Origin of the sequence: Oceanobacillus neutriphilus (assembly GCF_014645515.1) — a bacterium.
GTDB lineage: Bacteria > Bacillota > Bacilli > Bacillales > Amphibacillaceae > Oceanobacillus > Oceanobacillus neutriphilus.
Genome location: NZ_BMLW01000005.1, coordinates 29,905 through 56,347, shown reverse-complemented (window position 1 = coordinate 56,347; position 26,443 = coordinate 29,905). Strand labels below are relative to the sequence as shown.

Below are 26,443 nucleotides of genomic sequence, written 5' to 3'. Positions count from 1 at the left end.
TAATTACACTTCCTTTTAAAGTCTTGACGTTCTCATTTCATTCGTTTCCTGGGAATAAATAAATTGTTCCATGAACAAATTTGAACCGGACAGATTAGAAATAGCACGATATACTGCTTTTTCGTAGTTCCGGATTAATTTCCCGTTTATCAATGGCACGGAAGCTGCTGCATTATCATTACGTGCTTCCCACTCTGTAAGTAATAACGACTGTCCATAATTTGCTTCTTCCGTGTCTATTCGACGATACATAAGCCAATTTTGAATAATCGATTCTAATTCAGGGTTGTACAAATGCTTTGCAACATGCACAAACAATGAAGCATTCAATTTCATTTTTATATTCAGCCATGTTTCAAACGGTAATTGCTCTTCATAGTATAAAGTAACTTTCAGTTCATTTATTTCCCGAATGGCGTTCGCCAGTATCTGGATAAACTGGATTTCTCCTGCTTCAGCGAGCAGTAAATAATATAATCCGCTGTAATAATCTCCTGAAAGAACCTGCAGCTGTTTTTTAACTATTTCACTTTCTGTATCAGCCTTTTGTTTAATTGGAACAAAATCATGTGTATCCAGGGCAATTTGAACAAGCATTGTTGAAATAATATACTTTTCACGCTGTACAGGAGTTAAAGCGTTATGCTGTTCAACGAGAAATAGTAATAATTTCCACTTTTCTTCATCAATAACCGGATAACGTATATGCTTATAAATGTATGAGTCATACAATTTATTTTCCAGTATTTTTCTATAACCTTTATCTGTTGTCATAAATGTAGTCACCACTATCACCCGGATCCTTTCAGCCTTTCCATTGCTCTAGTTATTATAGCACATTTTACATTTTATAAAAACGAAAGAATTCATTCTGTTATTGGCCTGTCCGAAAAAAATAAAAATCTCTTATTTGTAAGAAGATAATACCTTTAAGGCCAAAGAACAGTATGCTTTGTAAGAGTGGATATTTCAAGCATCTTGGCAAGGTGATAAATGGAATTATCTATAACGAATCTTGTCACTCTATCAAAAAGAATACATAACGAGGCAGAGAGTTACCGGCAGAACCCGGCTCATTCCACTCGATATATTCACTTATGATGAACGTTTTTGTTGAGGAAATTAGTCACTCTGTAAAGCACTCGGGGAATAAAGCTTCGTTTTATTAATTTTCCATTTCTCCATGGCTTGTCTGAATAAGTGCTTTGCCGCGAACTTTAATAGCAGAAGTATGTTCTGTGAATTGAGCAATCATAATTTCACCCTCATCCAGTTTTTCAGAGTGATGGAACTTTGTATTGCTTCCGCGGGTCAGCCCGATAACATGTACTCCATCTTCTAATGCTTTGATAACAAAATAATCCGCTTTGAAGTTTTGATCATTCATCAATTACCCCTCCTGTGTATGTAAATCTCTATCTCACTAAATTCTATTTTAAGAAAAAAACAAAAAATCACTTAGTCTTTTAAAAAATAATTTTTATTCATAAACAAAGGAGAGGAGCACGTTCAAGAACGCGCTCCTCTCTTTTGTACACTCCGGATATGTAAAATATTATTTTACACTATCCTTAAGAGCTTTACCTGGTTTGAAAGCAGGTACTTTGCTTGCAGGAATTTCGATTTCTTCTCCTGTTTGTGGATTACGTCCTTTACGTGCAGAACGTTCACGAACTTCAAAGTTACCAAAACCGATTAATTGTACTTTTTCACCATTTTTTAGTGAATCCATGACTGCTTCAAATACTGCATCCACAGCTTTTGTTGCGTCCTTTTTAGAAAGATCACTTTTTTCAGCCACAGCATTTACTAAATCTGTTTTATTCATGACATTCACCTCCTCCCAGGATGTTCATTAGACAAATAGACTAGTTCGTCAGTCTATTCATGGTCTTGTTTCATTAAAGCCACCCTAATATGTGATGACAAGGCTTATAATAAACGAGTTTGAGATAAAATTCAACAAAAACTATCGATTTTTCTAGAATTTATTGAGATTTTACATAAAATTTCCTTTTTCTTAAGAGAAATAGGCTAAACTCTTATTAAACAAGCATTGTCACCTTTCCATAAATCTATACGGTGTTTACAAGATTTTTTTGCCGTTCGCCGTAAAAAATTTTTAAAAAGAGTACCGAAAGTATAAAAAAGAGAATGAAGATAGACTCCCTGACAATTTCTTGGGATGGAAAAACGCAACTCGAAGAGAATACACCCCATTCCAAAAAATATCTTTTTTCCAGGGGGACTGTCCGTTCAATCGAAGTGCTTTTAAGATTACTTGTCCCGTAAAAAAATATTAGAACGGACATCTCACATGCAAGAACGTCCAATTTTTAAGATTAGGTGGTTTTCTTCGCAAAAAAATAAGCAGCTATAGATTTAGCTGCTTAAAGTATAATGGCGATTAAACCGCCTGACCCTTCGTTGATAATTCTTTCTAAAGTATCTTTTAACTTATATCTTGCATTTTCGGGCATGAGAGAAATTTTGGCCTGAATACCTTCTCTGACAATGGAGCTGAGCGATCTGCCAAAAATATCGGATTCCCAGATAGATAACGGGTCTTCTTCAAAATCCTGCATCAGATAGCGAACCAATTCTTCACTCTGCTTCTCAGTCCCGATAATTGGAGAGAATTCAGATTCTACCTCGACACGGATCATATGAATAGATGGCGCGACTGCTTTTAACCGGACACCGAACCTCGATCCCTGGCGGATGATTTCCGGCTCATCCAGCTGCATGTCTTCCAGAGTTGGTGCAGCAATTCCATAGCCGGTTTGTTTTACCATCTGTAATGCTCCTGAAACCTGATCATATTCTCTTTTCGCATAGGCAAAGTCCTGCATCAGCTCTAATAAATGATCCTTGCCCCTGATTTCTTCCCCTACAATTTCTTTTAGTACGTGGTCATATAATTGGTCAGGTGCATGTAAATCAATTTCAGCGATACCTTCGCCCATTTCCATTCCTGCCAGGTTTGCCCCTTCAATATATTCAAAATCTCTGAAATGACCGACAATATGATCTACATCACGCAAGCGTTTTATATCTTTTACCGTATCTTGAATTGCTTCTTGATAATTTTGACGAAGCCAGTGATCTTCTTTTAAAACCATAACCCAGCTTGGCAGATTCACATTTACTTCGAGTACAGGAAATTCAAATAATGCCTCCCGCAGTACACTGTAAACATCAAGCTCTGTCATTGATTCTACACTCATCGCTAACACAGGAATATCATGCTGCTCCGTCAGCTCTTCCCGAAGCAGGGTAGTTTTTTGACTATGCGGGTCTGTTGAATTAATAACCATAATAAATGGCTTGCCAACTTCTTTTAATTCCTCTATCACCCTTGTTTCGGCTTCAATATAGTCTTCTCTGGCTATTTCACCGATGGTACCGTCTGTTGTCACTACAACTCCAATTGTGGAATGCTCCTGGATCACTTTACGGGTTCCGATTTCTGCCGCATCATGAAATGGGATAGGATCCTCATACCATGGCGTATGAATCATACGCGGACCGTTTTCATCCTCAAACCCTTTTGCACCCTCTACAGCATACCCGACGCAGTCAACGAGGCGGACATTGACCTCTAACCCATCCTCTACATTCACTTGAACAGCCTGATTTGGAACAAACTTCGGTTCTGTTGTCATAATTGTTTTCCCGGCAGCACTTTGCGGTAATTCATCGTGCGCTCTTGCCCTCTCACTTTCACTTTCAATATTAGGAAGTACAACTAACTCCATGAATTTCTTAATAAAGGTGGACTTTCCTGTACGGACTGCTCCGACGATTCCAAGATATATGTCGCCATTTGTACGTTTCGATATATCCTTAAAAATATCTGTTTTTTCCAAAAGATCCCCTCCCGATCTCCGTACTTTGATATACATCACCCGTAATAGTTGGACACTAACAGTCTATGACGTTGTCCCATTAGTTTATGACTAAGTTTCACATATTTCTATCACACGTCCATCAGATTTAGATGAAGTAAGGTAACATTTCATTTTCTAAGTGCTTCCTAAACAAGTTAGAGAAGTTAATTTAGAAAAATTGAACACTTAAAAACAAACTTTATATCTCATGTATATGAGGAAGGCATCTTTTTATTCTATTTTCGTATATATCTTTTTTTCGAGGAGATGATCTCAGGGCTCACGGAAAGCGTAGTGTATTTCTGGGGCCTAAGATTACTCACCCCATGAAAACCGTTGGAACGGCTATCTCCAGTATCTTATATACTTTCCTGCACTTTGAAAACAAGATTTTGAGATAAAAAAACCATACAGTCAATAATAAACTGTATGGCTTCACTATTTATTCTTCTTCCATAAACACGGCTTGTCCGTCTTTTACTGTATATGGCTGTGAATATGCAGGCACAAATGGAGAGTTCTCTACTAAAAGATAGCGGATGTCATCGCCCTCTTTATAATCGTTATCATTCTCTTCCAATGCCTGATTCAGATCATAAGAATAATCAATATATAAATTTCCATTTAAGTCCATAATAACCGGCAAATCAGCTTGAGAAAAAGGACTCTTTACAGTCGGCTCTTTATCTAAGCCGAGCTTTTCATAATCGACTGTATATAGCTTATCTGTTATTTTTTCTCCATAAGCCGGATAAGTATGTTCCTGTCTGTATACGTCTAATCGGACATTTACGCTTCGTATCTTCTCTGTCGTCTGTAAATCAATAAGCCGGACAAGCAAATCTCCTTCCGGATCAATAATTGTATACTGATATATACCGCCCTCTTCAAAGGAATTTCCAGGTATTTCTGATAGGTAACCTTTTTCCAGCATCTGTCTGAAATCGATTAGATACTTCTCAAAAATATGTGTATCACTATCTTTTGTTTGTATTGGTACTAATCCGCCTTCTTCTTCTCTGTAAGTCTCAACTGCCTGCTGTACAATAGCTAACTGCTCTTCATTAGGAATCTGGTTTTCTGACCGTTCACTTTGAGGATACATGCAGCCGCTTAAAAGTAGAAAAATGAAAGGCATTGCAAGTAAATATGTATATTTCATAATGAGACTCCTTTTCCTATCTTGTTGGTCCACTAAATGTAACGTATAAAATAATCAAAGCTCCGCTTACAAGACATAAATAAGCTAAAAATGTAATAATACCGCTAAACCAGCCCCGCAGCCTCGTTCTGCTCCAAACAATCAAGCCCATCGCTAAGATTAATAAAAACATCCCGACAAAGGATATATACATCATTAACATGGATATCGACAAAACCTTCACCCCTATTTCACTCAAAATACATTTTAACAGGTGTTATTATAACATAACTCCTGATCGATGTGCCTCTTGATAACTGACGAAACGTTGAACTTTAAAAGCAATTATCAGAGCTTTCAGGAGTACGCCTTTAAAAAGCGCTTTTTCTATGCATGTAAAAACCTATGGCAAAGGGGGCATCTTCACCATAGGTTGACTAAATAAAATCCTCAGCAACTCTATTCCTTGAATGCTGGTGCGATTTATCTTATGCAATATCTTGTAAATCTGTATCCTCAATTGCCTATAAAATGCTATTTTTTAAACATATTATTTAGAGTGTTGACATCTCCAGGCATTTTATTTTTGACAATGGATTGTACAATTTTATCTTCTTTTTCCTTTGAAAGGGGTTTGTTAGCCATCTGCGAAAGCTGCCGCACGAGATTACGAACAGTTTTTTCATCAGAAAAATTCGCGTTCTTTACTGAATCAGCTACCTTATAGACTTCCTCAGGACGGATGTTTGTGTTCTTTTGAATTTTATCAAACATACCTTTTTGAAAATTATTCACATCATTTCCTCCTTGCAGTTCATTCGTCACATTATATGCAAGAAGTAAATTTATGTGTTATTTATCCGAGTAACGTTCTATTAAAACACCGCTGATATCATCTATTTCCTGACGTTTGTTCCGGCTCATGAGTTCATCTACAACATCTTTAGGATTCTTATCTTCAAAAAGTATTTGATAAATCCCTTGGGTAATCGGCATTTCAACACCCTGTTCTTTGGCAAATTGATGTGCTGCTTTCACAGTCCTGACCCCTTCTACAACCATTCCCATTTCCTCTAAAACCTGATCTAAGTTATTTCCTTTTCCCAGCAGGTTTCCAGCTCTCCAATTTCTGCTGTGGACGCTTGTACAGGTAACAATTAAATCACCTACACCAGATAACCCGAGAAAACTTAGCGGGTTTGCCCCCAGTGATGTACCAAGACGGGCAATTTCTGCTAAGCCGCGTGTAATCAGAGCTGCTTTCGCATTATCCCCATAGCCGAGGCCATCTGAGATACCGGCTCCCAAAGCAATAATGTTTTTCAGCGCTCCGCCTACTTCAATTCCCAAAATATCATCACTTGTATAAACGCGTAAATTTTCACTGTTAAATAAATCCTGGGCCTGGCGTGCTCTGTCCAGATTGACAGCTGATACAGCAACTGTTGTCGGGTGACGGAGTGCCACTTCTTCAGCATGACTCGGTCCGGATAAAACAACAATGTTCTCATAAGGAAAATCTGGCATCTCCTCAGAAATCATTTCCGATACACGCTTTAACGTACCAGGCTCAATTCCCTTTGTAGCATGAATAATCTGTGTACTTGGAGAAATATAATTTTTCAGCTGCTGACATACTTCACGAATAGCCTTTGTTGGTACAACGACAATAACTGCCTCTGTGTCTTTTACAGCTTCCTCCATATTATGAAACGCCTTAATGGAATCAGGAATTTCTACGTCCAGATATTTTTCATTTCGGTGTGTTTGATTTATTTCCTCTGCATGTTCTTTCCGGTGTGCCCACAAGCGTACCTCATGTCCATTATCAGCTAAAACAATGGCAAGTGCTGTTCCCCAGCTTCCTGCACCAAGTACTGCAATTTTACTCATATCATATCTCCCCTTTACTGTCTTCGGCGTGCAAATAATTTTATTGGAGTTCCCGTAAAATCAAAGGCATCCCTGATTTTATTTTCTAAAAATCTTTCATAAGAGAAATGCATCAGCTCCGGATCATTGACAAAAACTACAAAACTAGGTGGTTTAACAGCTACTTGTGTAGCATATAACACTTTCAGCCTTCTTCCTTTAAGCGTTGGTGTCGGATTCATGGCAATAGCATCCATAATGACATCATTAAGGACATTTGTCTGGATACGCTTCGCATGATTTTCACTTGCTAATTGAACCATCGGGATTAATGTATGAAGCCGTTTTTTTGTTTTCGCAGACAAAAATACAATTGGTGCATAATCTAAATATTGAAAATGTGCCCGGATTTTTGTTTCAAAATCTTTCATGGCTTTTTCATCGCTGTCGATTGTATCCCATTTATTCACGACGATAACGATCGCACGTCCTGCTTCATGGGCATACCCGGCAATCTTCTTATCCTGCTCTCTGATGCCTGTTTCTGCGTCAATCAATACTAAGACCACATCAGAGCGTTCAATCGCCCGTAACGCCCTCAGAACGCTGTATTTCTCTGTGCTTTCATAAACTTTACCGCGTTTACGCATACCGGCTGTATCAATAATTACAAAATCCTGATCATCTTTGCGTAATTTTGTATCAATGGCATCTCTTGTTGTGCCCTCTATTTCACTTACGATGACACGATTCTCATTTAATAAAGCATTTACAAGAGATGACTTTCCTACATTTGGGCGGCCGATTAAGCTGAAGTAAATGGTATCATCATCTTTTTCATCCTCTTCATTGCTCGGAAAATGGTTGACAACCTCATCAAGCATATCCCCGAGTCCAAGACCATGTGTACCGGAAATAGGAAAGGGCTGTCCAAAACCTAAAGCATAAAATTCATAAATCATTTCATGCATATCCGGGTTGTCCATTTTATTAACGGCTAATACAACAGGTTTATTTGACTTGAATAAAAGCTTCGCAACCTCTTCATCAGCTGCTGTAATGCCTTCTCTGCCGTTAAGCATAAAAATAATGACATCCGCTTCATCAATAGCAATTTCTGCCTGCTGTCTCATTTGATTTAATAATGGCTCATCGACCATTTCAATACCGCCAGTATCTATTATGTTAAATGTTTGATTTAACCATTCGGCTTTAGAATAAATACGATCGCGGGTAACACCAGGTGTATCTTCCACAATGGAAATTCTTTCTCCAACTAATCGATTAAAGATAGTTGACTTACCAACATTTGGTCTCCCAACAATCGCTACTACAGATTTCCTCACGTAAGGAACATCCTCTCTTTTTCAAAATTCCTTCTAATATATCAGCAGGTTATGCAATGCAGCATACACTCTCTCTAACTGCATCTCAGTCTTTATTCTAGCAAAAGTAGGGAAGTTCCACAACGAAATTTATCACAGGGTTACCGGCTGTAGGGCTCCCGCTTCAAGAATAGAGAAAAATTGAAAGTTCTAAGTGAGGAAGAACACAGTAACAGCCCGATTGGTTCAGACCTGCAAGATGCAGATCAATCAATTGTTCCGGCAACTTTTTTGATAGAGCCAGTAAATGCGAAAACTTCACTGAATAAAGTTTTCTTTTCAGCAATCATTTTAAAAAATCTTCTTATAGTTAGTGTTTTACAATAATATAGACATCATCACTTAAACGATGGGCAATGCCATCCAAAATCGCTTCCAGGTTCGTTGAAAATAATTGAAGGTCTTCATTCGACGTGCAGATAAAAATAGGAGCTCCTCCCCCTACTTGCTCTTCTTTTGTAGTAATGATAGCTAAAATTGCTTTTTCGACAACCATTTACTTTTTACCCCCTTTTAAAAACGTGGCTTCGGTAGGCATTTTAATCGCATTTTCTAATACAGGAACGGAGCCGATTACTTTTTTAGCCAGTTCCGGGTCCCGGACAAGCGGCAAAATAAAAACACCAAGTCTGCCATCATCTAAATCACGCTTTATCAAAGGTGTCAGCGCAGGCGTTCCCGAATCTTTATAAACTCCTAAAGTAGCAGATACGTCATGTAAAATGGCCTGCTGCTGCCCCAGGTTACTTATCGTAGTGATAACATTTATGTTTTTGGGCTTCAGAATAAAACCCATTCCATACTTTAAAGTTTCTTCCTGTCTCTCTTCTATCCCGATATTCATGATATAAATATTATCGACATACAGACCAGCTCCATCGTAGGAGATATCCGATTCTTCGATTTCGACAATATCCCTTAATGCAGATCCGCTCATAAAGCTAAGCGCTGCAACAATTGTTAATACACCAACAACAGTGGAAGGAAACCATCCCCATGTAATATAAGCAAGCGTTGTTAAAAAGGCTGCAAACATGACAAGGTAATTTCTTCCTTCAAAAGAAATGGCAATTCCTTCAATATACGTACTCCCTCTGGGTACTAATTCAAATTGATCAAGCTCCGTTAATGTATTTCTTTCCATATTTCGTACGTCTCTAAATTGAGTTGCAGCTACTGTCAAGAAGGTTACTGCTGTAAATTCCATTTCCAGTAAAGCAGGAATAGCCAATGCTCCAAGTGACGCTGCAATAAACCCTAATGACAAGTGAATAATTCTGCCATGCAGATAAGTGGGATACTGCCTGTAATCACTTCGTAATGTAATTAATCTGGCCAGTGTCCCTGCAACAACTCCAAATAAAATTGCCTGTAAGTAAGATTCAATTCCCATACAAACCACCTCTTTTTCTTAAGTGTTAGTATGGCTTTGTTTCAATGGATTATTAGAAAAAATCTACAGAAAAAAGCTGCACATGGGCATGTACAGCTTTTACTCATTTCAATTATTGTTTATATTTGTCCAATTGATCACCGATCACATCACCAAGCTGGAAGCCTGGCTGATCATCAGATTTTTCATATTGCTTATATTCCTTTTCCTCTTGTTCCTGCTCCAGCTCTTTAATGCTTAGAGATATGCGCTGTTCTTCTTCATTGACATCCAATACTTTAACAGTAACAGTCTGTCCAATTTCAAGCACTTCCTGAGGCGTGCCGATATGACGGTTAGCGATTTGGGAAATATGAACAAGTCCTTCAACGCCAGGAAGCAGTTCAACAAATGCGCCAAAGCTGACTAATCTCTTTACAACACCTTCTACAGTTGAACCCGGCTTAATTTTTTCGCTTACTTCGGCCCAAGGTCCCGGCAGCGTATTTTTATGAGATAAAGAGATGCGCTCACTGTCTAAATCTACAGAAATAACTTCTACTTTAATTTTATCTCCTTCAGAAACAACATCTGAGGCCTTTTCAACATGTTCATGTGCTAATTGTGAGATATGAACAAGTCCATCGACTCCTCCTAAATCAACAAATACACCGAAATTTGTAATCCGTTGCACGACCCCTTCAATCACATCACCAGGATTCAATGATTGCAGAACTTTTTCCTTTCGATCTTTTTCCTCATCTTCAACAATAGCCCGATGAGATAAAATAACACGGTTCTGTGTCCGGTCAATATCAGTAATTCTTACTTTTAGTGTACGATCCAGATAATCACTGAAATCCTCCACATAATATGTTTCAACTAATGATGCCGGAATAAAACCGCGTACTCCTACATCAACAACAAGTCCACCTTTAACAACTTCTTTTACTGTTGTCTCAAAAGCTTCGCCCTGTTCATATTTTCTTTCCAATTCTTCCCATGACTGTTCCGCATCTACAGCTTTTTTCGATAATACAACTTCATCATCATCAATCTTCTTGACTTTTAAAGTAACCTCTTCCCCCTCTGATAACACGTCAGTTGTGGATTCTACATGAAGTGTGGAAAGCTCACTTATCGGCAAAATTCCTTCTGTTTTATATCCGATATCAACAAGAACTTGTTTTTCTTCTAATTTTACAACTGTCCCTGTCACCGTTGCACCAACTTCTAATACATGAAGGTCTTTATTTTCTTCACTCATATCCTTAGCCTCCTAGTTACAGTTCACCTATTCAAACAATCGAATAGAAAAAAGATTATTCATTTACTCTACTTATAACTTCTAATAATTAGTTTTATTTGTCAAGTAAAGTCAATTAATTTTTATGAATTTCGTATAAATTTCTGATTTCTTCCATAATTCCCTCTGACATTTCTTTCGCAGAAGCTTTATTTTTTCGAAATGATTCTGCATCCATCGGTTTTCCATAAATAACCTTGGTACGACGAAATAATTTATATTCACTGATTATAACACAAGGAATGACTTCTGCCTGAGATCTGAGCGCAAAAAAGCCGACTCCCGGCAAGGGTTTTCCAGGCTTGCCATCCTTACTTCTTGTTCCCTCCGGAAATAAACCAAGCGTTTCTCCCTCTTCTAAAATCTTCAATCCTCCTCTAAGAGCGTTCCGGTCAGCCAATCCTCTTTTGACTGGAAAAGCATGCACTCTCCTTAATAATCCGCCTAAGAATTTCCCTTTAAAAAGCTCTTCCTTTGCCATAAAATGGACTGTTCTGGAGGCTGTTGTTCCTACCACAGGAGGATCAAGGTTAGAAGTATGATTGGTACAAATAATGACCGGTCCTTCTTTCGGTATATGATGCTTTCCTGTCACTTTCATCCGGTACATCGGGTAAAAAAGAATAGTAAAAATAAATTTTGCAAAATTGTACAGCATGGAGATACACCTCTTGGTTCTTGACACATTTTCTTTAGCAAATGGAAATGATAAGCATCTCAGCCAATGAAAACGCAGCTTAATCAATTACCCATTAACTTAGCGAATATCAAGTTTTTTAATAAACGGCTGGCATATTTCGAGAATTTTTTCAGTAACATCATCAATGGATAGGGAAGTAGTATCCAGTTCAATAGCATCCTCTGCTTTTACCAATGGAGATGCTTCACGAGTGGAATCAAGTTCATCCCGTTTCTCTATTTCTTTTTCCAGTGTATGTAAGTCAGCAGGTATGCCCTTTTGTTTATTTTCCTCAAAGCGGCGTTTTGCCCGTTCAGCTACAGAAGCAATAAGAAAAATTTTCACGTCAGCATCAGGTAATACCTGAGAGCCTATATCACGTCCGTCCATTACAACGCTGTGATCCTTTGCAAGGTCCTGCTGGGCGGATACCATATTTTTACGTACTGCAGGATGCTTTGCAATTGCAGAAACAGATGCAGTAACATCTGGATACCGGATTACTTCAGTTACATCCCTGCCATCAATTAATACATGCTGACCGTCTTCCTGTTGAACAAGCTGAATATCAATCTTATTTAAAATTTCCATTACTGCCTTTTCATCTTCAGGATCAATATTCTCTTGAAGCACTTGAAAAGTAAGTGCTCTATACATCGCTCCTGTGTCAATATAAATAATCCCTAACTTTTTTGCAATCTGCTTTGCAACGGTACTCTTTCCAGCTGCAGCCGGTCCGTCGATTGCAATTGAAATACTATCCATTATTTTCACTCCTGCCATTAAAAAGCCTGACTTTTGCCAAGCGAGTTCTATACTATACAATCATAACATATTCCGAAATTATTTATCACGTTGCAAATGTTACTAATGCAAATTGCCTTCGAAAATTAGACGATAATCTTTTTTTCGAAGGCAGCTTATTCTATTTATTACATTGGGACTTCATTTTTATTTTAAATAACAGAATTGTAATTAATCTCGGCATCTGTCATTTTTTCAATTTTTTCTTCGGCACCAGTTTCTGCGTTAATAAATATTCGGTAAGTTGCATCGTCTCTTGTACCCAAAAATTCATAAGTCAAAATCTCTTTTCCTTGGCTATCATCAATAATCGCCAGATGGTTTTCTTGAATAGTTACATTTTGATTTACGGCATCGCGGGCTTCTTCTTCAGAAATAGCAGGGTTCGGGATATCGCGCTTAACATGATTTTTAAAGTAATTGTTTGCTGTCAATCCTGTAATATCCCCATTATCTAAGGCTACTTTTACCTCTACAGCATCAGAGAAAACCCGGACACCATCATCTTCATATACGAAGGAGTAAATACCAACCTTATCATATTCACTGCTTTGGAAAAGCTGCATTTCATCAAATCCGAGCTCTGAAAGATAATCAGATGCAATTTCAAATCCTTCATTCAAACTTAATTGTTTCCCGTCTATTTCTCTGGAAATTAGTAAATTAAGCGGATGGCCGCCTTTCACTGTTAAATCTGCATAGCCCCGTTCCCCGTTCTCATCATAGGAGACACTGTACATAGGTGTTAATGCTCCATCGCCAGATTTTGTAATCGTCCATTCAGTTCCATCTTCCCTGCCAAAAATCTTTTCGGCTTTCTTCAATGCTTCTTCTTCCGTTAGATCGTTACCAGTTACATTTTTATAAGAATGTTCTTCTGTGTCTGTACTGGTGGTACTTTCTTCCGTCGTCTCCTCCGTAGAGGCGTTAAAAGAATCCTCTACTGCCTGGAAGCTGTTAACCATATCATTATCTTTTTTGCCATCTGTATCTGTATTTAATAGAGCTTGTTCCACATCCATCCATTTTGATCCGTTGCTTAAAGAAAGATGCTGTGCTTCTCTAAGCTCATCTCTTATTTCTCCAGATTGCTTATAAAATTTTTCCAGTTGTTCTGTTTCTTCATCTGTTAATGGATCATCATCCAAATTACGAATGGCAGTCTGATACGTAAAATCCCCTAAATCTGATAGAAATTCCTCCGTTTTATGAATCGGCAGTAACCCCATTGGCAGCTGCCCTGTATTTGCATGAGCATTTGAGCTGATCCGCCAAATATCAACAAACTGTGGTGATAATTTGTCTGGTGAATTCATTGCTAATGAGGTTCCTATCTGATCATTTAGCACATCCATATTGTATGTGAGTTCATGGAAGGACCTTTGATATTCATTCTCTGCCTGAACATATAAATCATTCTTTTGTTTATTTGAATGGTAGCCCCAAATCGATACGGAAATAAGAGCTACTGTCAACAATGTAATTGTAATCCAACGATACATTCGTTTTCACACCTTTCTAACTGCAGAATATATGTTTTCCAATTGTTTTAATCTGTGGTCTGGACCAGATCCAGCCTGAAGTAGCCGTATCCGGATTAAAATAATAAAGTGCATTTCCTGAAGGGTCCCAGCCATTGATAGCATCGAGCACAGCTTCTCTTGCCTGTTCGTTCGGCTCAAGCCATATTTGTCCATCTGCAACTGCTGTAAATGCTCTGGGCTCAAAGATAACGCCAGATACCGTATCCGGGAATAATGGACTGTTTACCCGATTAAGGATAACCGCCGCTACAGCTACCTGGCCTTCATAGGGCTCTCCTCTGGATTCACCATATACTGCATTTGCCATTAGCTGAATATCGTTATTGGAATATCCTTGCGGGACATTTGTAGAGCTGACAGGTGCACTTTCCCCGCCTTCATTATTTCCTCCTGATGGAGCTGTGCCGGTGCCATACATTTCCTGTTTCACTTTTTCTTTATCATAATTTGTTGTCTGCACGAGCTTATCTTTTGCTGTCTGTCCGGCAAGTCCGTCGATTTCCATTCCGAATTCATATTGAAAATTTCTTAAAGCCCAATATGTCCCCCATCCAAATACTCCGTCAATTTTGCCATTATAAAAACCAATATGCTTTAATCTGGCTTGCAGTTCAATAACGTCCTCCCCAACAGCCCCTTGTTGAATGACTTGATCACTAAATGCACTTGTTTGTTCCGGCTTAGCGAAAATAAATACAGATAGGAATACAAAGAGTGTTAAGCTAAAAATCATAGGTTTGTGAACTCTGTTCATATTTAAGCCTCCATTTTCTTCTCTTAAGCTTTTCTTTCATAACACTAACTGCCATCCTATAACCTTTTAGAAAGCAGTTTGAAGAAAGATTGCCTAAAGAGAAATTTTAATCACGGATAACCGTCCTTAAATCTCCAGCCTAAAAGCCTCCAGCACTTTTGGTGAGGCGGCTCTTCGCAAATGTTTACGGCGGAACAATCAATCGCAGTCCCGGACCCGGCACCAGTCTCACTTATTAGTCAAAGGGGCACTTTACAAGCTATAAAAATGCTTGTATTCTTTTTGGCGCAGGCTGAAGATCAGGTAAGCTGATTTCCTGATTCACTCAACTGACATCCTGTATAAGGGATCTTACAGAATGGAGTTTCGTTTTATCTAAGCCTATTTTTTGTGCAATTCTTCTTTTTATTCATAAACATTTAAAATCAATCCGATTACTGGTAGATAACAGTTCTTTCTTTACAGATAAAAAAGCTGACGAAACGATTCGTCAGCTTTTTTATCTATTTGTTTATAAATTTATCAGGGAGAAAACGAATATCATACGTTCTGGCATGTTTTAAACGGTAAATGGCAAAAATCCATACACCAGCTAAAAAGATCGATAAAATAATAATAAATTGATTTAATCCGAGTAATATGTAATTGTATACACCATGTAACAAAAATGGCAGCACAAATGCGGTAGTTAAATACCTGCCTTTGTATTTCGAATTCATTTTTGCCTTTCCTAAATAATATCCCATAATAATCCCAAACAGGGCATGGGACGAAACAGGATATAGTGCACGCATCCATGCAAATTCAATTCCATTTGATAACAAATAGAATACATTTTCAAGCGATGCAAATCCTAAGCTGATTGCACTGGCATATACGATTCCATCATAGTGGTTATCAAATTCATCATGCTGATAAATCAAGAACATAAACATAAACCACTTAAAAAACTCTTCCAAAAAAGCACTGAACAGAAATGCTTCTACAATAATCGGGATATTATTCAGCTCCGCATGAATACCATATTGAATAAACATAATTGGCAGCACAATTAAAGCCCCCGTAACAAACATGCGGGCTATCAGCCAAATCGGTTCTGTGATGCGGTCACGTAAATAAATAAAAGTCATAAAAGCTACAGCAGGGGCGATACCAGCAGATAGAGCAGCTATCATTAATTCTTACTCCTCTTCTCTATTCGATTAAAAATTATATGTCAAATAAATGTTCCAGTTCCACGTTACTTGCCAGACCAACAAGAAGCTTTATTCTTGCCTTTTTACTATCATAGTCTTTTCCAAGGAGAACACCATTCTCCATCAAATCATAAGTGCTTCCCTCATAATCGTAAGTAGGATAGACCTCTCCTTCAACAGCTGAGGTTGTAATTACTACCGCTATTCCCTGTTTGATACACTCTTTAACAACAGGCATCATCGTCCGTGATACCTGTCCTCTTCCGACCCCTTCAAGAATCAGACCTTTTACACCGCTATCTATTGCTGCTTGTATATATTTGCCGTCAGCATCCATGTATACTTTAATAATATCAACTGCAGGCAGCTCTCTTTTCAATTCCAAATACTCCCGGTAAGTCGGCTTTTGGAATACACGTACATTATTATTATCGATAATGCCCAAATAACCATAACCAAAAGCATTAAAGCCTTGAATATTAGAAGCATGTTCTTTCCGGACATAGCGGGAGTGAAAAATACGCTCATTGAATACAACAGTTACGCCGACGTCTTTTAAATCCTCACTGCAGGCAGCAAGTATCGCATTTTTAATATTGATAAAAGAGTCTGTACCTACTTCCTGTGGAGAACGCTGTGATCCGGTAAATACGATTGGAATATTGTAATTTGAAATTAGATGCATGAAATAAGAAGCTTCTTCCAACGTGTCTGTCCCTTGTGTAATAACAATGCCGTCAAAAGCTTCTTCGTTTAAATAGTTGTCCAATTCTTCTTTAATCTTGATTAAATCAGAAAAATTTAAATGCATACTTGCTTTTTGAAAAAAGGAATCAACCTTTACTTCTATATCGACTGGAATATCACATTTTTCAATAATTTCTTCTCCAGTTAAGACACCAGAAGCTAATTTGCCGCTTTCCTCATTTGTATCACTTGCAATTGTGCCGCCCGTTGCAATCATCAAGACTTTTTTCATGTAATTACCTTCTTTTTATGTTTATTATGTAAATCCTTTGATATCTGCACTTTGCTGCAGGAAGAAAATAAACCCTGCCCGGCATCATCTCTTTTATAATAAAATAAAACTTCAATCAGCGGGAACCTGCTCTCTCACATCCCGCTGATTGCGAGTTGTGTTTATGTGCTTCCATAAAATTATCAGAGTGTAATAAGTCAGTCCTAATATCAAAAAAAAGAATTATGAAGAGAAGATAGACGCAGCTATCAATTCTCCATGGAAACGGCCATTTTCAATAAACACTTTATTATTATCATATCCAGCGGCAACTACTCCTGCAATAAACAGATTTTTCACATTGGTTTCCATAGTATTCTCATCATGTACCGGTTTGCCATTCTCCAGATTAATCTTTACACCTGCTTGTTTTAACAAGCGATAATCTGGACGATAACCTGTCATAGCGAAGACGAAGTCATTTTCAATGGTGACCTCTTGACCGTTTTTTTGATAGTTGAGATGTGTATCTGTTATTTCTGTCACAGATGCTCCAAAAACCATATCTACTTTCCCGTTTCGGACAAGTGATTCAAACTCTGGTAAAATCCATGGTTTTATACTCTCTGAATATACATCTCCACGGTAAATAACCGTAACATGTGCTCCCGCTTTATACAGCTCAAGCGTGGCATCAACAGAAGAGTTTTTGCCGCCGATAACAGCAACCTTCTGATTAAAGTATTCATGAGCTTCTTTAAAATAATGAGTCACCTTTGGCAAATCTTCTCCCGGGATCTCCAGATAGTTTGGCTGATCATAATATCCTGTTGCCATAATAACTTTTTCAGCACGATAACTAACCTCATCACCATTACTTTTAACAGTTTTTAAGGCAAAATTTACTCCATCTTTTTCAAGAGACACTAATTTTTCAAAGGCATTCACACGCAAATTATTCCGCTCGGCAACTTCTCGATAATAGACCATTGCCTGGTTCCGCACTGGTTTTTTATTTTCAGAAATAAAAGGGACATCGCCAATTTCTAAACGCTCACTTGAGCTGAAGAATGTTTGGTGTGTCGGGAAATTACTAATAGTTTGCACTACATTTCCTTTTTCAATTAATAAAGGATTTTGGCCTTTTTTCTGAAGCTCTAATGCACATGCCATCCCACATGGCCCAGCTCCAATAATAATGATTTTTTCGTCTAGCATTTCGTATCCTTCCTTCATCCATCGCTTAGAAAAACGGTTAATTCGCTGCTGTTTGGTGAATCAACCGCTTTTTTATCTTTAATTTTCAAATGAAATTTTCATTACCTATCGTACAACGAAGCAGACGGCATGGCAAATAGAAAAGATTATCCTTACAAACAAATAAAAAACTCTTGTTGTGAAAGAGTTTTTTATTTGTATCATTTAGAACATTAAATTTCTGAACGGTTTCTTTTCATAAATTGACACATTCCGTTTTTTTTGAGGATGTTCAAAAGAGCCAATAAAAAATGACGCGTCGAATTTCCTGGTCCTATTTATCAGATTTTTGAACACGCATTTTTAATTAAACCCAGCCTCTGAAACGGGAAGCTTCAGCCATTTTCCGTACGCCTATCATATAAGCTGCCAGCCGCATATCAATTTTTCTTGTTTTCGCCATATTGTATATACTATTGAAAGACTTAATCATAATTTCATGTAATCTTTTGTCGATTTCTTCTTCTGTCCAATAAAAGCCCTGGTTATTTTGTACCCATTCAAAGTAAGATACAGTTACTCCGCCGGCAGATGCCAGAACATCAGGAACAATCAGGACATCTCTATCCGTAAGAATTTTTGTTGCTTCCATTGTTGTTGGACCATTTGCTGCTTCTACAATAATAGAAGCCTTGATATTATGTGCATTGTCTCTGGTAATTTGATTTTCAACTGCTGCGGGAACAATAATATCACAATCCAGCTCAAATAATTCTTTATTCGTAATTGTTTTGTCAAAAAGCTTCGTAACAGTTCCGAAACTATCACGGCGATCCAGCAGGTAATCAATATCTAAACCGTTCGGGTCGTGCAATGCTCCATACGCATCAGAAATTGCGACAACTTTCGCACCGGCATCATGAAGAAATTTAGAAAGGAAACTTCCGGCATTACCAAAACCTTGAATAACAACGCGGGCCCCCTTGATATCAATTCCTTTCTTTTTCGCCGCTTCATTTAAAGCAATCGTTACCCCTTTAGCTGTTGCAGATTCTCTGCCGTGAGAACCGCCAAGAACGATTGGCTTTCCAGTTATGAAGCCGGGGTTATTTAATTTATCAATTTTGCTATACTCATCCATCATCCAAGCCATAATTTGCGAATTTGTAAATACGTCTGGAGCTGGAATATCTTTTGTTGGACCAACAATCTGACTAACAGCCCGGACATATCCGCGGCTTAAAGCCTCCAGCTCTCTAAAGGACATTTCTCTCGGATCACAGATGATTCCGCCTTTTGCTCCTCCATATGGTAAATCGACAATTCCGGCTTTTAAGCTCATCCAAATTGAAAGTGCTTTCACTTCTGTTTCTGTAACATCCGGGTGAAAACGAATCCCGCCTTTTGTTGGACCGACAGCATCATTATGTTGTGCCCTGTATCCTGTGAAGACTTTAACCTTTCCATCATCCATACGGACTGGAATACGAACAGTCAGCATACGCAAAGGTTCTTTTAGTAAATCAAACACTTCCTCAGGGTAACCAAGTTTGCTTAATGCGGTTTCTACAATAGACAATGTAGAATTTAACACATCAGTATTCTCTTGATTTTCTTTGGAAGTATCTCCTGCTTTATCGGCTACCATTAATATTTACCCCCTACTATTATATCAATGTTTTACTCACTCCAAGTTTAGTATACACTTTCATACGGATTATGCAATAAAAGAGATGAACGTCTTATTTATAAGAATTAAAGTGATAGAGATGTATATATTTTTCCGGCATTTCTAACCCTTTCTATCAAGATATAGCAGAGATTATGAATCATAAATCCCGGCTTCCTTCAAGCAAAAAAATCAGATTTGTCAAATACTTATATCTATAGCCTATCCTTTTATCAGCGGCCTCATTTAAAGAGGGGGCTACCCCTCTTTAAATGAAGTTTCACTCTATGAAGCAAAATAATGATTTATTTTAGATATGGCATCTTTTTCAAAAATAACTTTTCCATACTCTTTTATCCGATGGGAGGTTAAAATACTCGGGTGAGCAAATTCAGACATGAGACCAATAATATTTTCCTTATGACTGACTGTTTGCGCATAAGGATCTAACAGCATAAAATAACGATTTTCCATAAAATATACGTTGGATTCCTTGATATCCATATTCGTTAAACACCCTGCCACGGAAATGACATCTTCAAAATCATCAAAGGAGAAAATAAGCTCTTTGCTTTCGTCAAGGGTCACCTTCATCTCGATGTATTCATCATCTAACTCTATATCAATATCATCATATTGATGCGTAACAAAAATATGCATTCCCTGGGCTTGCATAAGATGTACCTGTACAAGTAACATTCCTTCAAATTCCATTCCAAGCTCACTGCTTGCTTCGTACATCATGTCACTGAACAGAGTACGAACATTAGATGCATCATGCCATAAGTCCTCACGGGTAAACCCTCTTTCTATAAGATCATCGAACGTAAGAAAAATTTTAAACTGATCTGTTGAAATTCGTTCGATTCGCATACTGCATCCCCCTTTTACTCTTAACTTCGTAACAAGTATTTATATTACTATATGCACCATTTTCAAATGATGAACATAACCTGCTTGTATCGTTTTAAAAATGGGTATTTCCAGCTTTATCAGGTATGATTTTTGTCATCCGCTGTAGAAGCCTAACTAAGCGCAGACCAACCACGTAGACTCCTATGGGAACAGGGCGAGCTGAAGATCCACTTGAAAAGCGGGTTTCTTTTCAAGTTAGCTGAAGCCGTCCCCATGGAAAGCGTAGTGGTTGGTCGGAGCGGCGCTATACACAATCTCCATTTCAATAAAAAGGTGACAAAATGTAAGCAGGATAATGAAGAACATGCTTATCCTTGTAAGGTATAGATGTTTATTCTCAGATGCGAAAGTTGAGTTATAAAGATGTTCAAAAAATAAACAAATATCACATCGCCAAATTTTTTATCAGCAATTCACGAGCTTTTTGAGTACCTTACAAATTAATTTATTCTTTATATACTTGTACACCAATTATAACATTTTATGTGTTCGTTTAATTATATTATGCTTAATTCAAAATCAAATAAACCAGACAATAATTCCTGCAAGAGCGAGAAGTAATACAACAATAAAAAGGAAGCGTAATAAAGAAAGATTGACTTTGAAACGTATTTTACTGCTGTCTTTATGTACCTCATTTCTTGGCGGTAAATTTAATATATCTATTTCAACAGATGTCTGCTCCTTTTGTTCATCCTGATCCAGAACAGCTTCCTCTGTTTCTGTTTTATTTTCTGTTACATCCTGAATAGCCTGTCTTAACGCTTCTGCTTGATCGTTTTGCTTGGAGCTCAATGCCATCACCTCATTTCTTTAACCGTATAACTAACCCAAGTAGAAAGTCAATAAAAAAATGCATGACAATGGGAATAATTAAATTAGCAGTATGTTCATAAACCCAGCCGATATAAAAACTGAGGACCAGTGCTGCAAAAAATAGTACAGGCTTCTTTAAATATCTTATATGGGCCAATGCAAAAAGAATACTTGCAAATAAGTATCCAAAAGTGGTTTGAATGGCCCCTCTAAATAAAAACTCTTCACAAATTGCTACTGTCAGTGTAAATACAAATATAAAACTTATCGGCTGATTTTGAAATATAAGTTCATTTATTCCGCCATCATCCCAGTGTTTTTCAGGTGTTACGTACATTAAAGCAATCTCAATGCAAACGATGATAACAGCAGATAAAAACCCGAAGAAAATGATTTCCTTCAAATCCCATCTGAAAAGATTCAACCAATCAAAAAACGAATCAAACAGGAAAAAACTTAATATCATTGCCAACAGGAAAAATAATCCTTGAGAGAAAAATAACTGAATCCTTAGTTCTTTTTTTGACATTTGTTTTATCAGGTCATACTGTTTCATCTTATACCTCTTCCATATTCAGGACCTTTTGAAGCTTTTTGCGCCAATTTATTGGAGAAGAAGCTTCTGGTATTTTAAAAAGTGATTCAGGTACCCATTTATTCCAGTCAAAACCGCAGTTGCTGCAGCATTGATCGGTTGGTTCCCCAAATCCATCCTGAAAAGGCTGATAAAGTGTTTTCCGCAAACAATCCCCAGTCTGAACCCACCGGTATAACTCATTTAATTTATCATTTTTGTATAACTGCCGTTTTTCCAAGTATTGAACGATACTTTCTCTAACCTGTTTCCATTTCTTTTCATCAATAAACCATTCATTATCCTGAATAAGCCCATATTTTTGCAATTGTCTCTGGATAAACCGGGCTGCACCTTCATTAATATCGAGCAGTATATGCAGTTGTTCAGGAGATGGCAAATCAACTTGAGTACTTTGACAGGTCAAGATTGTCGTGATAAGGCGATCAATAACCTCCATTGACGGCAGTTCATTTTTAACCATATTTGCCGATAGACGAAAATCTCCCTTATGATAAAGAATTACGCCGACACTTGATTCTCCGTCTCTTCCGGCTCTGCCTACCTCTTGAATATAAGATTCAATCTGGAGCGGAAGATGATAGTGAACCACCAATCGGATATCTGATTTATTAATTCCCATTCCAAAAGCGCTTGTACAGCAAATAATATCAATTTGATTATTCATGAACTGCTGCTGAATTCGCAAGCGTTCAGATGCTTCCATTCCGCCATGATAATAAGCAATATTTCGTTTTGGAAGTTTGACGGATAAAGACAGAGCTGTTTCTTCTGCAATTTGTCTGCTTGTAAAATAAATTAATACAGGAACGAAATATGACTTTGTCATTTCTATAATGCGGTCCAATTTTTCTTGATCATTCTCCACTTCTTCCACACAAAAAGCAATATTGTTCCGATCCATCGGATAAATATGCCTTTTCATGTCCGGCTTGTTCAAGCTATGGATAATATCGGTCTGGACATCTGGTGTTGCTGTAGCACTCAACGCCAATACCGGAGGATGATTTAATGCTTCAATCACTTCATGCAGACGCTGATAGTCTGGACGAAACTCATGCCCCCATTGGGATATACAATGCGCTTCATCCACTACAAAAAGTTTAATCGGCAGCTGCTTTAAATAATTTTGATGCTTTCTTTTTTGAAGCCACTCCGGGGAAACATAAATAAGCCGGTATGAATCTAAATTATTTAAAGCTCTCTGTTGTTCCATAAAAGGCAAAAAACTGTTTAAAGCAATAACATCTTTAAAGCCGGTAGCCTTTAGCTCCTTAACCTGATCAATCATCAAAGAAATTAACGGAGATACAACAATAGTAATGCCGTCTAACAGCTTTGCAGGAAGCTGATAGCAAATAGATTTACCGGACCCTGTCGGCAATACGCCAAGGGCATCCTTCCCGCAGAGGACATCAGAAATGATTTCCTTCTGTCCCTGCCGAAAAAAATCATAATTAAAATGACGATACAATGCTTCTTCTAAATGAATTATTCTCACCCTCTACTTATTGTATAAAACCAGTGCTAAACGAATTTGAAAATAACTGATATCCGGATTCACATTATTTTTAATTTCTTTTAAACGATAGGTCTGCTTTGAATGTACGACTTCTTTAATCTCTTCATAAATCGTGGAATTCAAGTAATCAAAAAAAGGAAACTCCATCTCATGCATAGCAATCTCCACCAAGTGGTCCTGTATCGTATTTGCTTTTAAACGACGGATTTGCACAATTTCTTTAAAAGAATGCTTCTTTTGAAGTAAACGGAGTGTATGCTGGGCTGTTTGACTTAAGGGTGTATCAGAAATATATAAGTTTTTTGTAAAGTGCTTGAGCATCGGATAATCATTATCATGCTCCTGAACCCTTAACAGGCGATAAAAACCTTTTTGCAGAATTAAAAAACAATCCTGAATAGAAAGCTGATAATCCTGCGAAAGCTGCTGCAAACTGCTGCCGTAAGAGTAGTAACTGGTTATACGATCAACAAACATCGATGCTTCGAGGTCTGTCAGGCCGGATAAAGCTTTTTCTAATTCTTTATATAGTTGTTGTAATACCTCTTTTGAACGCTGCTTATACTGCTTATAAAAACCTTTAACAAATTGTTCAGCTTCATGGTTATCTGAAATGGGAATAAAAAGATATTGTTTTTTAGAAGTGTTGGTAATGGTTTGAATAAAAAGCAGCAATCGCTGCTTGAATGTCTCCATCACATTTGCATATTTCGCACCCGCAAATCCGTCAAGATTTGTTTTACATGATGCAAGCCAGGACTTTCCTTTTTTTGTGATTTGTATTTTTTTCTCATTATCTTCCCTCAAATAATCAAGTTCTATTAACTGGTTAAGCTGTATCCTGTAATCGTCTTTAGCCAAGCCGGGGTAGATACCGTAGTAATCAGCGATATGATAGAACCTGGCATCCTGTATAGTTTGGATAGCTTTTTTTCCGATTAAAAGATTATACACACTGGAAGATGTACGTTCTTGATTTATTTTTTGAAAACAATCCATAAGTATTCCCTGAAAAAGCATCCTGACACCACCATCCAAACTATTTCATCAAAATGTTCTTGCTTCATTTGATATTTTTTATTAATTTCCTCGCATTTCTGCAGAATTTCATCGTAGGTTAAAAACTTAGGCATTTACCGGACCCCTATTTTGTACATGATGAAAAGGCTATCATGCAGTAATGATTCAATTATTAATATAGAAAATTATATCACGAATGAATATATGTTTATATATTTTACTCAACTTTCACATCTGAGAATAAGCATCTATACCTTCCTATTCCAGGATGAACATGTTCTTCATTATCCTGGTTACATTTTGTCAAATCATACTTCTGCGGAAATGGAGATTGTGTATAGCTCCGCTACGCCCAACCACTACGCTTTCCTTGGGGACGGCTTCAGCTAACTTGAAAAGAAAACCGCTTTTCAAGTGGATCTTCAGCTCGCCCTGCGATGCACAAATGTTTTCGATGGGGCGAGTAATCGCAAAAGCTCTTCGGTGGGACGAGTAATCGCAGTCCCAGTCCCAGGACGTGCAAGTGCAGGCGTTGTGACAGGAGTCACGGGTTTAGCCTGCGAACCACTTAGGAGTCTACGTGGTTGGTCTGCGCTCAGTTAGGCTTCTACAGCGAATGACAGAAATCATATCCTATTGGAGTTGGATGAAATAATCGCTTTTTGCTCGATGAAAAGATCCTTTTAGTGTTTCAAATAATTGATTTGGCAATTTAAATGATGACAAAGCACGGGATAGTAAATATCGGGAATAGCTTTTATGAACAGAAAGTAATCATGACGGGACATTTTTATATCTACCACGAAAAATATGTTCTTTGCTGGTCTAATTTCTATTGATTCAGTTGTATTAAACAGTATAGAACACCCTGCTAGCGGAGGCGGATCGTTTTGACTCCTAAGGGATTAGCACCATCTGAAGATCCACTTTTGCCAAGTGATCTTCTTGGCAAAAGTTAGCTGAAGAGCGTGCCCCCAGGCAGGCTAAGGTCGCAACGTCCTGTTGCAACGCCTGCATTAGTACGTCCTGTACGTCGAAAGCAAAACGGTCCGCCGCAGCGGTGCCTTACACGTTGCCTTCTTTCTAGCTAGAGTTTATGCTTTATCAAGAGATAGGTGAAAGGAACGACCAACACCTGTCTCTATGATAAGAAAGTTATTCTTTTAGGTGCGAAAGTTGAGCATTTTATACTCAGAATAACTTCTAGCCAAGGGACACAAGCAGATAAAATAATTCCTCAGTATACGTAACAAAAGAGAAAGCCGCTCATGAGCAGCCTTCTCTTTTGTTATGAATAGTTAATTTGTCATTCGAAATCTATTTTTCGAATATCTTTTAAACAAACCGTGAAGCAATGGATATAATAAAAGGATAAATACCCCATTGCCAATAGCATGTGCTGTATCAAAAGGAAGCCCGGCTAAATAATACGGCCAGAAATGTCCTGTAATTTGATACGTCGTTAAAGAAATAATAAAACCATAAAAATAACCGCTGAATACTGCAAAAAGGATAATAAAAAGGAAGGGAACCTTTTTCCAGGTAATGCCGATAATTCCTGCGGTTAAACCGATTAAACACCATGAGATAATCTGCCAAATGGTCCAAATTCCCATGCCGAGCAGCATGTTCGAGAGAAATACCACTAATATACTTAAAATAACAGACGATACTGGACCAAGGAAAATTCCTGTTAAAATAATAATTGCTGTAATAGGCTGTACATTCGGAAGAAATTGAAAGGCATATCTGCCTACTACAGCCAGGGCTGCTAACAGTGCAATTAATGTCAGCTTGTATGTGTTCAT

The 26,443-nt window shown here is 37.8% G+C and carries 28 protein-coding genes; 1 reads left to right on the top strand and 27 read right to left on the bottom strand.

Going from position 1 to position 26,443, the window contains the following annotated elements; genetic code table 11:
• Window positions 1–15: 15 nt before the first annotated feature.
• From IEX29_RS09260 to sleB, 16 genes are all read right to left on the bottom strand, one after another.
• The gene (locus IEX29_RS09260) at window positions 16–786 is read right to left on the bottom strand and encodes a heptaprenyl diphosphate synthase component 1 (protein WP_229720151.1); all 771 of its coding nucleotides are present in this window, start codon (window positions 784–786) and stop codon (window positions 16–18) included.
• Window positions 787–1,165: 379 nt separating this feature from the next.
• The gene (gene mtrB / locus IEX29_RS09255; RefSeq protein ID WP_147207790.1) at window positions 1,166–1,387 is read right to left on the bottom strand and encodes a trp RNA-binding attenuation protein MtrB; all 222 of its coding nucleotides are present in this window, start codon (window positions 1,385–1,387) and stop codon (window positions 1,166–1,168) included.
• A gap of 168 nt (window positions 1,388–1,555) precedes the next feature.
• The gene (hbs, locus tag IEX29_RS09250) at window positions 1,556–1,828 is read right to left on the bottom strand and encodes a non-specific DNA-binding protein Hbs (protein ID WP_147207791.1); all 273 of its coding nucleotides are present in this window, start codon (window positions 1,826–1,828) and stop codon (window positions 1,556–1,558) included.
• A 562-nt stretch (window positions 1,829–2,390) separates the two neighbouring features.
• Window positions 2,391–3,869 (bottom strand): stage IV sporulation protein A, encoded by a 1,479-nt coding sequence (spoIVA, locus tag IEX29_RS09245; protein WP_188734191.1) that lies wholly within the window; start codon window positions 3,867–3,869, stop codon window positions 2,391–2,393.
• A 463-nt stretch (window positions 3,870–4,332) separates the two neighbouring features.
• Window positions 4,333–5,052 (bottom strand): YphF family lipoprotein, encoded by a 720-nt coding sequence (locus tag IEX29_RS09240; protein WP_188734190.1) that lies wholly within the window; start codon window positions 5,050–5,052, stop codon window positions 4,333–4,335.
• Between the two features lie 16 nt (window positions 5,053–5,068).
• Window positions 5,069–5,275 carry a DUF2768 domain-containing protein gene (locus IEX29_RS09235; RefSeq protein ID WP_308423640.1) on the bottom strand — a complete coding sequence of 69 codons (207 nt, stop codon included), beginning with the start codon at window positions 5,273–5,275 and terminating at the stop codon, window positions 5,069–5,071.
• A gap of 290 nt (window positions 5,276–5,565) precedes the next feature.
• On the bottom strand, window positions 5,566–5,826 hold the full coding sequence (locus tag IEX29_RS09230; protein ID WP_077603042.1) for a stage VI sporulation protein F: 261 nt from the start codon (window positions 5,824–5,826) through the stop codon (window positions 5,566–5,568).
• Between the two features lie 57 nt (window positions 5,827–5,883).
• Complete coding sequence (locus IEX29_RS09225; protein WP_188734188.1) at window positions 5,884–6,924, bottom strand: NAD(P)H-dependent glycerol-3-phosphate dehydrogenase; 1,041 nt, start codon at window positions 6,922–6,924, stop codon at window positions 5,884–5,886.
• A gap of 14 nt (window positions 6,925–6,938) precedes the next feature.
• Entirely contained in the window at window positions 6,939–8,249 is a 1,311-nt protein-coding gene (der, locus tag IEX29_RS09220) for a ribosome biogenesis GTPase Der (protein ID WP_188734187.1), read from the bottom strand.
• A gap of 349 nt (window positions 8,250–8,598) precedes the next feature.
• Window positions 8,599–8,784 (bottom strand): capping complex subunit for YIEGIA, encoded by a 186-nt coding sequence (locus tag IEX29_RS09215; RefSeq protein ID WP_188734186.1) that lies wholly within the window; start codon window positions 8,782–8,784, stop codon window positions 8,599–8,601.
• The gene (locus IEX29_RS09210) at window positions 8,785–9,681 is read right to left on the bottom strand and encodes a YIEGIA family protein (RefSeq protein WP_188734185.1); all 897 of its coding nucleotides are present in this window, start codon (window positions 9,679–9,681) and stop codon (window positions 8,785–8,787) included.
• Between the two features lie 112 nt (window positions 9,682–9,793).
• On the bottom strand, window positions 9,794–10,927 hold the full coding sequence (rpsA, locus tag IEX29_RS09205) for a 30S ribosomal protein S1 (protein WP_188734184.1): 1,134 nt from the start codon (window positions 10,925–10,927) through the stop codon (window positions 9,794–9,796).
• A gap of 115 nt (window positions 10,928–11,042) precedes the next feature.
• A complete protein-coding gene (locus IEX29_RS09200; RefSeq protein WP_188734183.1) occupies window positions 11,043–11,624 on the bottom strand; it encodes a lysophospholipid acyltransferase family protein in 582 nt (193 codons plus the stop codon).
• Window positions 11,625–11,723: 99 nt separating this feature from the next.
• Window positions 11,724–12,410: a (d)CMP kinase gene (gene cmk, locus IEX29_RS09195; RefSeq protein WP_373290660.1), complete on the bottom strand. Its 687-nt coding sequence runs from the start codon at window positions 12,408–12,410 to the stop codon at window positions 11,724–11,726.
• A gap of 191 nt (window positions 12,411–12,601) precedes the next feature.
• The gene (gene ypeB / locus IEX29_RS09190) at window positions 12,602–13,951 is read right to left on the bottom strand and encodes a germination protein YpeB (protein ID WP_188734182.1); all 1,350 of its coding nucleotides are present in this window, start codon (window positions 13,949–13,951) and stop codon (window positions 12,602–12,604) included.
• A gap of 16 nt (window positions 13,952–13,967) precedes the next feature.
• Window positions 13,968–14,726 carry a spore cortex-lytic enzyme gene (sleB, locus tag IEX29_RS09185; RefSeq protein WP_373290666.1) on the bottom strand — a complete coding sequence of 253 codons (759 nt, stop codon included), beginning with the start codon at window positions 14,724–14,726 and terminating at the stop codon, window positions 13,968–13,970.
• 201 nt (window positions 14,727–14,927) lie between these two features.
• On the opposite strand from sleB, the gene IEX29_RS26980 reads away from it, so the two are divergent.
• Window positions 14,928–15,059, top strand: coding sequence for a hypothetical protein (locus IEX29_RS26980; RefSeq protein WP_268239032.1), 132 nt, complete (start codon window positions 14,928–14,930; stop codon window positions 15,057–15,059).
• A 191-nt stretch (window positions 15,060–15,250) separates the two neighbouring features.
• Here the strand turns inward: IEX29_RS26980 and prsW are convergent, their stop codons facing one another.
• The 11 genes from prsW to IEX29_RS09130 form a co-directional block, all read right to left on the bottom strand.
• Window positions 15,251–15,922 (bottom strand): glutamic-type intramembrane protease PrsW, encoded by a 672-nt coding sequence (prsW, locus tag IEX29_RS09180; RefSeq protein ID WP_188734180.1) that lies wholly within the window; start codon window positions 15,920–15,922, stop codon window positions 15,251–15,253.
• Window positions 15,923–15,956: 34 nt separating this feature from the next.
• Entirely contained in the window at window positions 15,957–16,922 is a 966-nt protein-coding gene (locus tag IEX29_RS09175) for an asparaginase (RefSeq protein ID WP_188734179.1), read from the bottom strand.
• Between the two features lie 222 nt (window positions 16,923–17,144).
• Window positions 17,145–18,119, bottom strand: coding sequence for a YpdA family putative bacillithiol disulfide reductase (locus IEX29_RS09170; protein WP_188734178.1), 975 nt, complete (start codon window positions 18,117–18,119; stop codon window positions 17,145–17,147).
• A 346-nt stretch (window positions 18,120–18,465) separates the two neighbouring features.
• Window positions 18,466–19,746, bottom strand: a complete 1,281-nt coding sequence (locus tag IEX29_RS09165) for a Glu/Leu/Phe/Val family dehydrogenase (RefSeq protein ID WP_188734177.1) — start codon at window positions 19,744–19,746, stop codon at window positions 18,466–18,468.
• 306 nt (window positions 19,747–20,052) lie between these two features.
• Window positions 20,053–20,640: a genetic competence negative regulator gene (locus IEX29_RS09160; RefSeq protein WP_188734176.1), complete on the bottom strand. Its 588-nt coding sequence runs from the start codon at window positions 20,638–20,640 to the stop codon at window positions 20,053–20,055.
• A gap of 561 nt (window positions 20,641–21,201) precedes the next feature.
• Window positions 21,202–21,477 (bottom strand): hypothetical protein, encoded by a 276-nt coding sequence (locus tag IEX29_RS09155; RefSeq protein ID WP_188734175.1) that lies wholly within the window; start codon window positions 21,475–21,477, stop codon window positions 21,202–21,204.
• 10 nt (window positions 21,478–21,487) lie between these two features.
• Entirely contained in the window at window positions 21,488–22,054 is a 567-nt protein-coding gene (locus IEX29_RS09150) for a CPBP family intramembrane glutamic endopeptidase (protein ID WP_188734174.1), read from the bottom strand.
• Between the two features lies 1 nt (window position 22,055).
• Window positions 22,056–23,594, bottom strand: coding sequence for a RecQ family ATP-dependent DNA helicase (locus IEX29_RS09145; RefSeq protein ID WP_188734173.1), 1,539 nt, complete (start codon window positions 23,592–23,594; stop codon window positions 22,056–22,058).
• A 3-nt stretch (window positions 23,595–23,597) separates the two neighbouring features.
• Window positions 23,598–24,614 carry a YpbB family protein gene (locus IEX29_RS09140; RefSeq protein ID WP_188734172.1) on the bottom strand — a complete coding sequence of 339 codons (1,017 nt, stop codon included), beginning with the start codon at window positions 24,612–24,614 and terminating at the stop codon, window positions 23,598–23,600.
• A complete protein-coding gene (locus IEX29_RS09135; RefSeq protein ID WP_188734171.1) occupies window positions 24,593–24,748 on the bottom strand; it encodes a hypothetical protein in 156 nt (51 codons plus the stop codon). The genes IEX29_RS09140 and IEX29_RS09135 overlap by 22 nt, the downstream gene beginning before the upstream one ends.
• Before the next feature lie 1,185 nt (window positions 24,749–25,933).
• Entirely contained in the window at window positions 25,934–26,443 is a 510-nt protein-coding gene (locus tag IEX29_RS09130) for an ECF transporter S component (protein WP_188734170.1), read from the bottom strand.

Excerpts from the sequence above, each read along its gene's own strand:
- mtrB (WP_147207790.1), bottom strand. The coding sequence starts at position 1,387 with ATGAATGATCAAAACTTCAAAGCGGATTATTTTGTTATCAAAGCATTA.
- hbs (WP_147207791.1), bottom strand. The coding sequence starts at position 1,828 with ATGAATAAAACAGATTTAGTAAATGCTGTGGCTGAAAAAAGTGATCTT.
- IEX29_RS09240 (WP_188734190.1), bottom strand. The coding sequence starts at position 5,052 with ATGAAATATACATATTTACTTGCAATGCCTTTCATTTTTCTACTTTTA.
- IEX29_RS09225 (WP_188734188.1), bottom strand. The coding sequence starts at position 6,924 with ATGAGTAAAATTGCAGTACTTGGTGCAGGAAGCTGGGGAACAGCACTT.
- IEX29_RS09215 (WP_188734186.1), bottom strand. The coding sequence starts at position 8,784 with ATGGTTGTCGAAAAAGCAATTTTAGCTATCATTACTACAAAAGAAGAG.
- IEX29_RS09210 (WP_188734185.1), bottom strand. The coding sequence starts at position 9,681 with ATGGGAATTGAATCTTACTTACAGGCAATTTTATTTGGAGTTGTTGCA.
- rpsA (WP_188734184.1), bottom strand. The coding sequence starts at position 10,927 with ATGAGTGAAGAAAATAAAGACCTTCATGTATTAGAAGTTGGTGCAACG.
- IEX29_RS09200 (WP_188734183.1), bottom strand. The coding sequence starts at position 11,624 with ATGCTGTACAATTTTGCAAAATTTATTTTTACTATTCTTTTTTACCCG.
- cmk (WP_373290660.1), bottom strand. The coding sequence starts at position 12,410 with ATGGATAGTATTTCAATTGCAATCGACGGACCGGCTGCAGCTGGAAAG.
- ypeB (WP_188734182.1), bottom strand. The coding sequence starts at position 13,951 with ATGTATCGTTGGATTACAATTACATTGTTGACAGTAGCTCTTATTTCC.
- sleB (WP_373290666.1), bottom strand. The coding sequence starts at position 14,726 with ATGATTTTTAGCTTAACACTCTTTGTATTCCTATCTGTATTTATTTTC.
- IEX29_RS26980 (WP_268239032.1), top strand. The coding sequence starts at position 14,928 with ATGTTTACGGCGGAACAATCAATCGCAGTCCCGGACCCGGCACCAGTC.
- prsW (WP_188734180.1), bottom strand. The coding sequence starts at position 15,922 with ATGATAGCTGCTCTATCTGCTGGTATCGCCCCTGCTGTAGCTTTTATG.
- IEX29_RS09175 (WP_188734179.1), bottom strand. The coding sequence starts at position 16,922 with ATGAAAAAAGTCTTGATGATTGCAACGGGCGGCACAATTGCAAGTGAT.
- IEX29_RS09170 (WP_188734178.1), bottom strand. The coding sequence starts at position 18,119 with ATGCTAGACGAAAAAATCATTATTATTGGAGCTGGGCCATGTGGGATG.
- IEX29_RS09165 (WP_188734177.1), bottom strand. The coding sequence starts at position 19,746 with ATGGTAGCCGATAAAGCAGGAGATACTTCCAAAGAAAATCAAGAGAAT.
- IEX29_RS09160 (WP_188734176.1), bottom strand. The coding sequence starts at position 20,640 with ATGCGAATCGAACGAATTTCAACAGATCAGTTTAAAATTTTTCTTACG.
- IEX29_RS09150 (WP_188734174.1), bottom strand. The coding sequence starts at position 22,054 with ATGAAACAGTATGACCTGATAAAACAAATGTCAAAAAAAGAACTAAGG.
- IEX29_RS09140 (WP_188734172.1), bottom strand. The coding sequence starts at position 24,614 with ATGGATTGTTTTCAAAAAATAAATCAAGAACGTACATCTTCCAGTGTG.
- IEX29_RS09135 (WP_188734171.1), bottom strand. The coding sequence starts at position 24,748 with ATGCCTAAGTTTTTAACCTACGATGAAATTCTGCAGAAATGCGAGGAA.
- IEX29_RS09130 (WP_188734170.1), bottom strand. The coding sequence starts at position 26,443 with ATGAACACATACAAGCTGACATTAATTGCACTGTTAGCAGCCCTGGCT.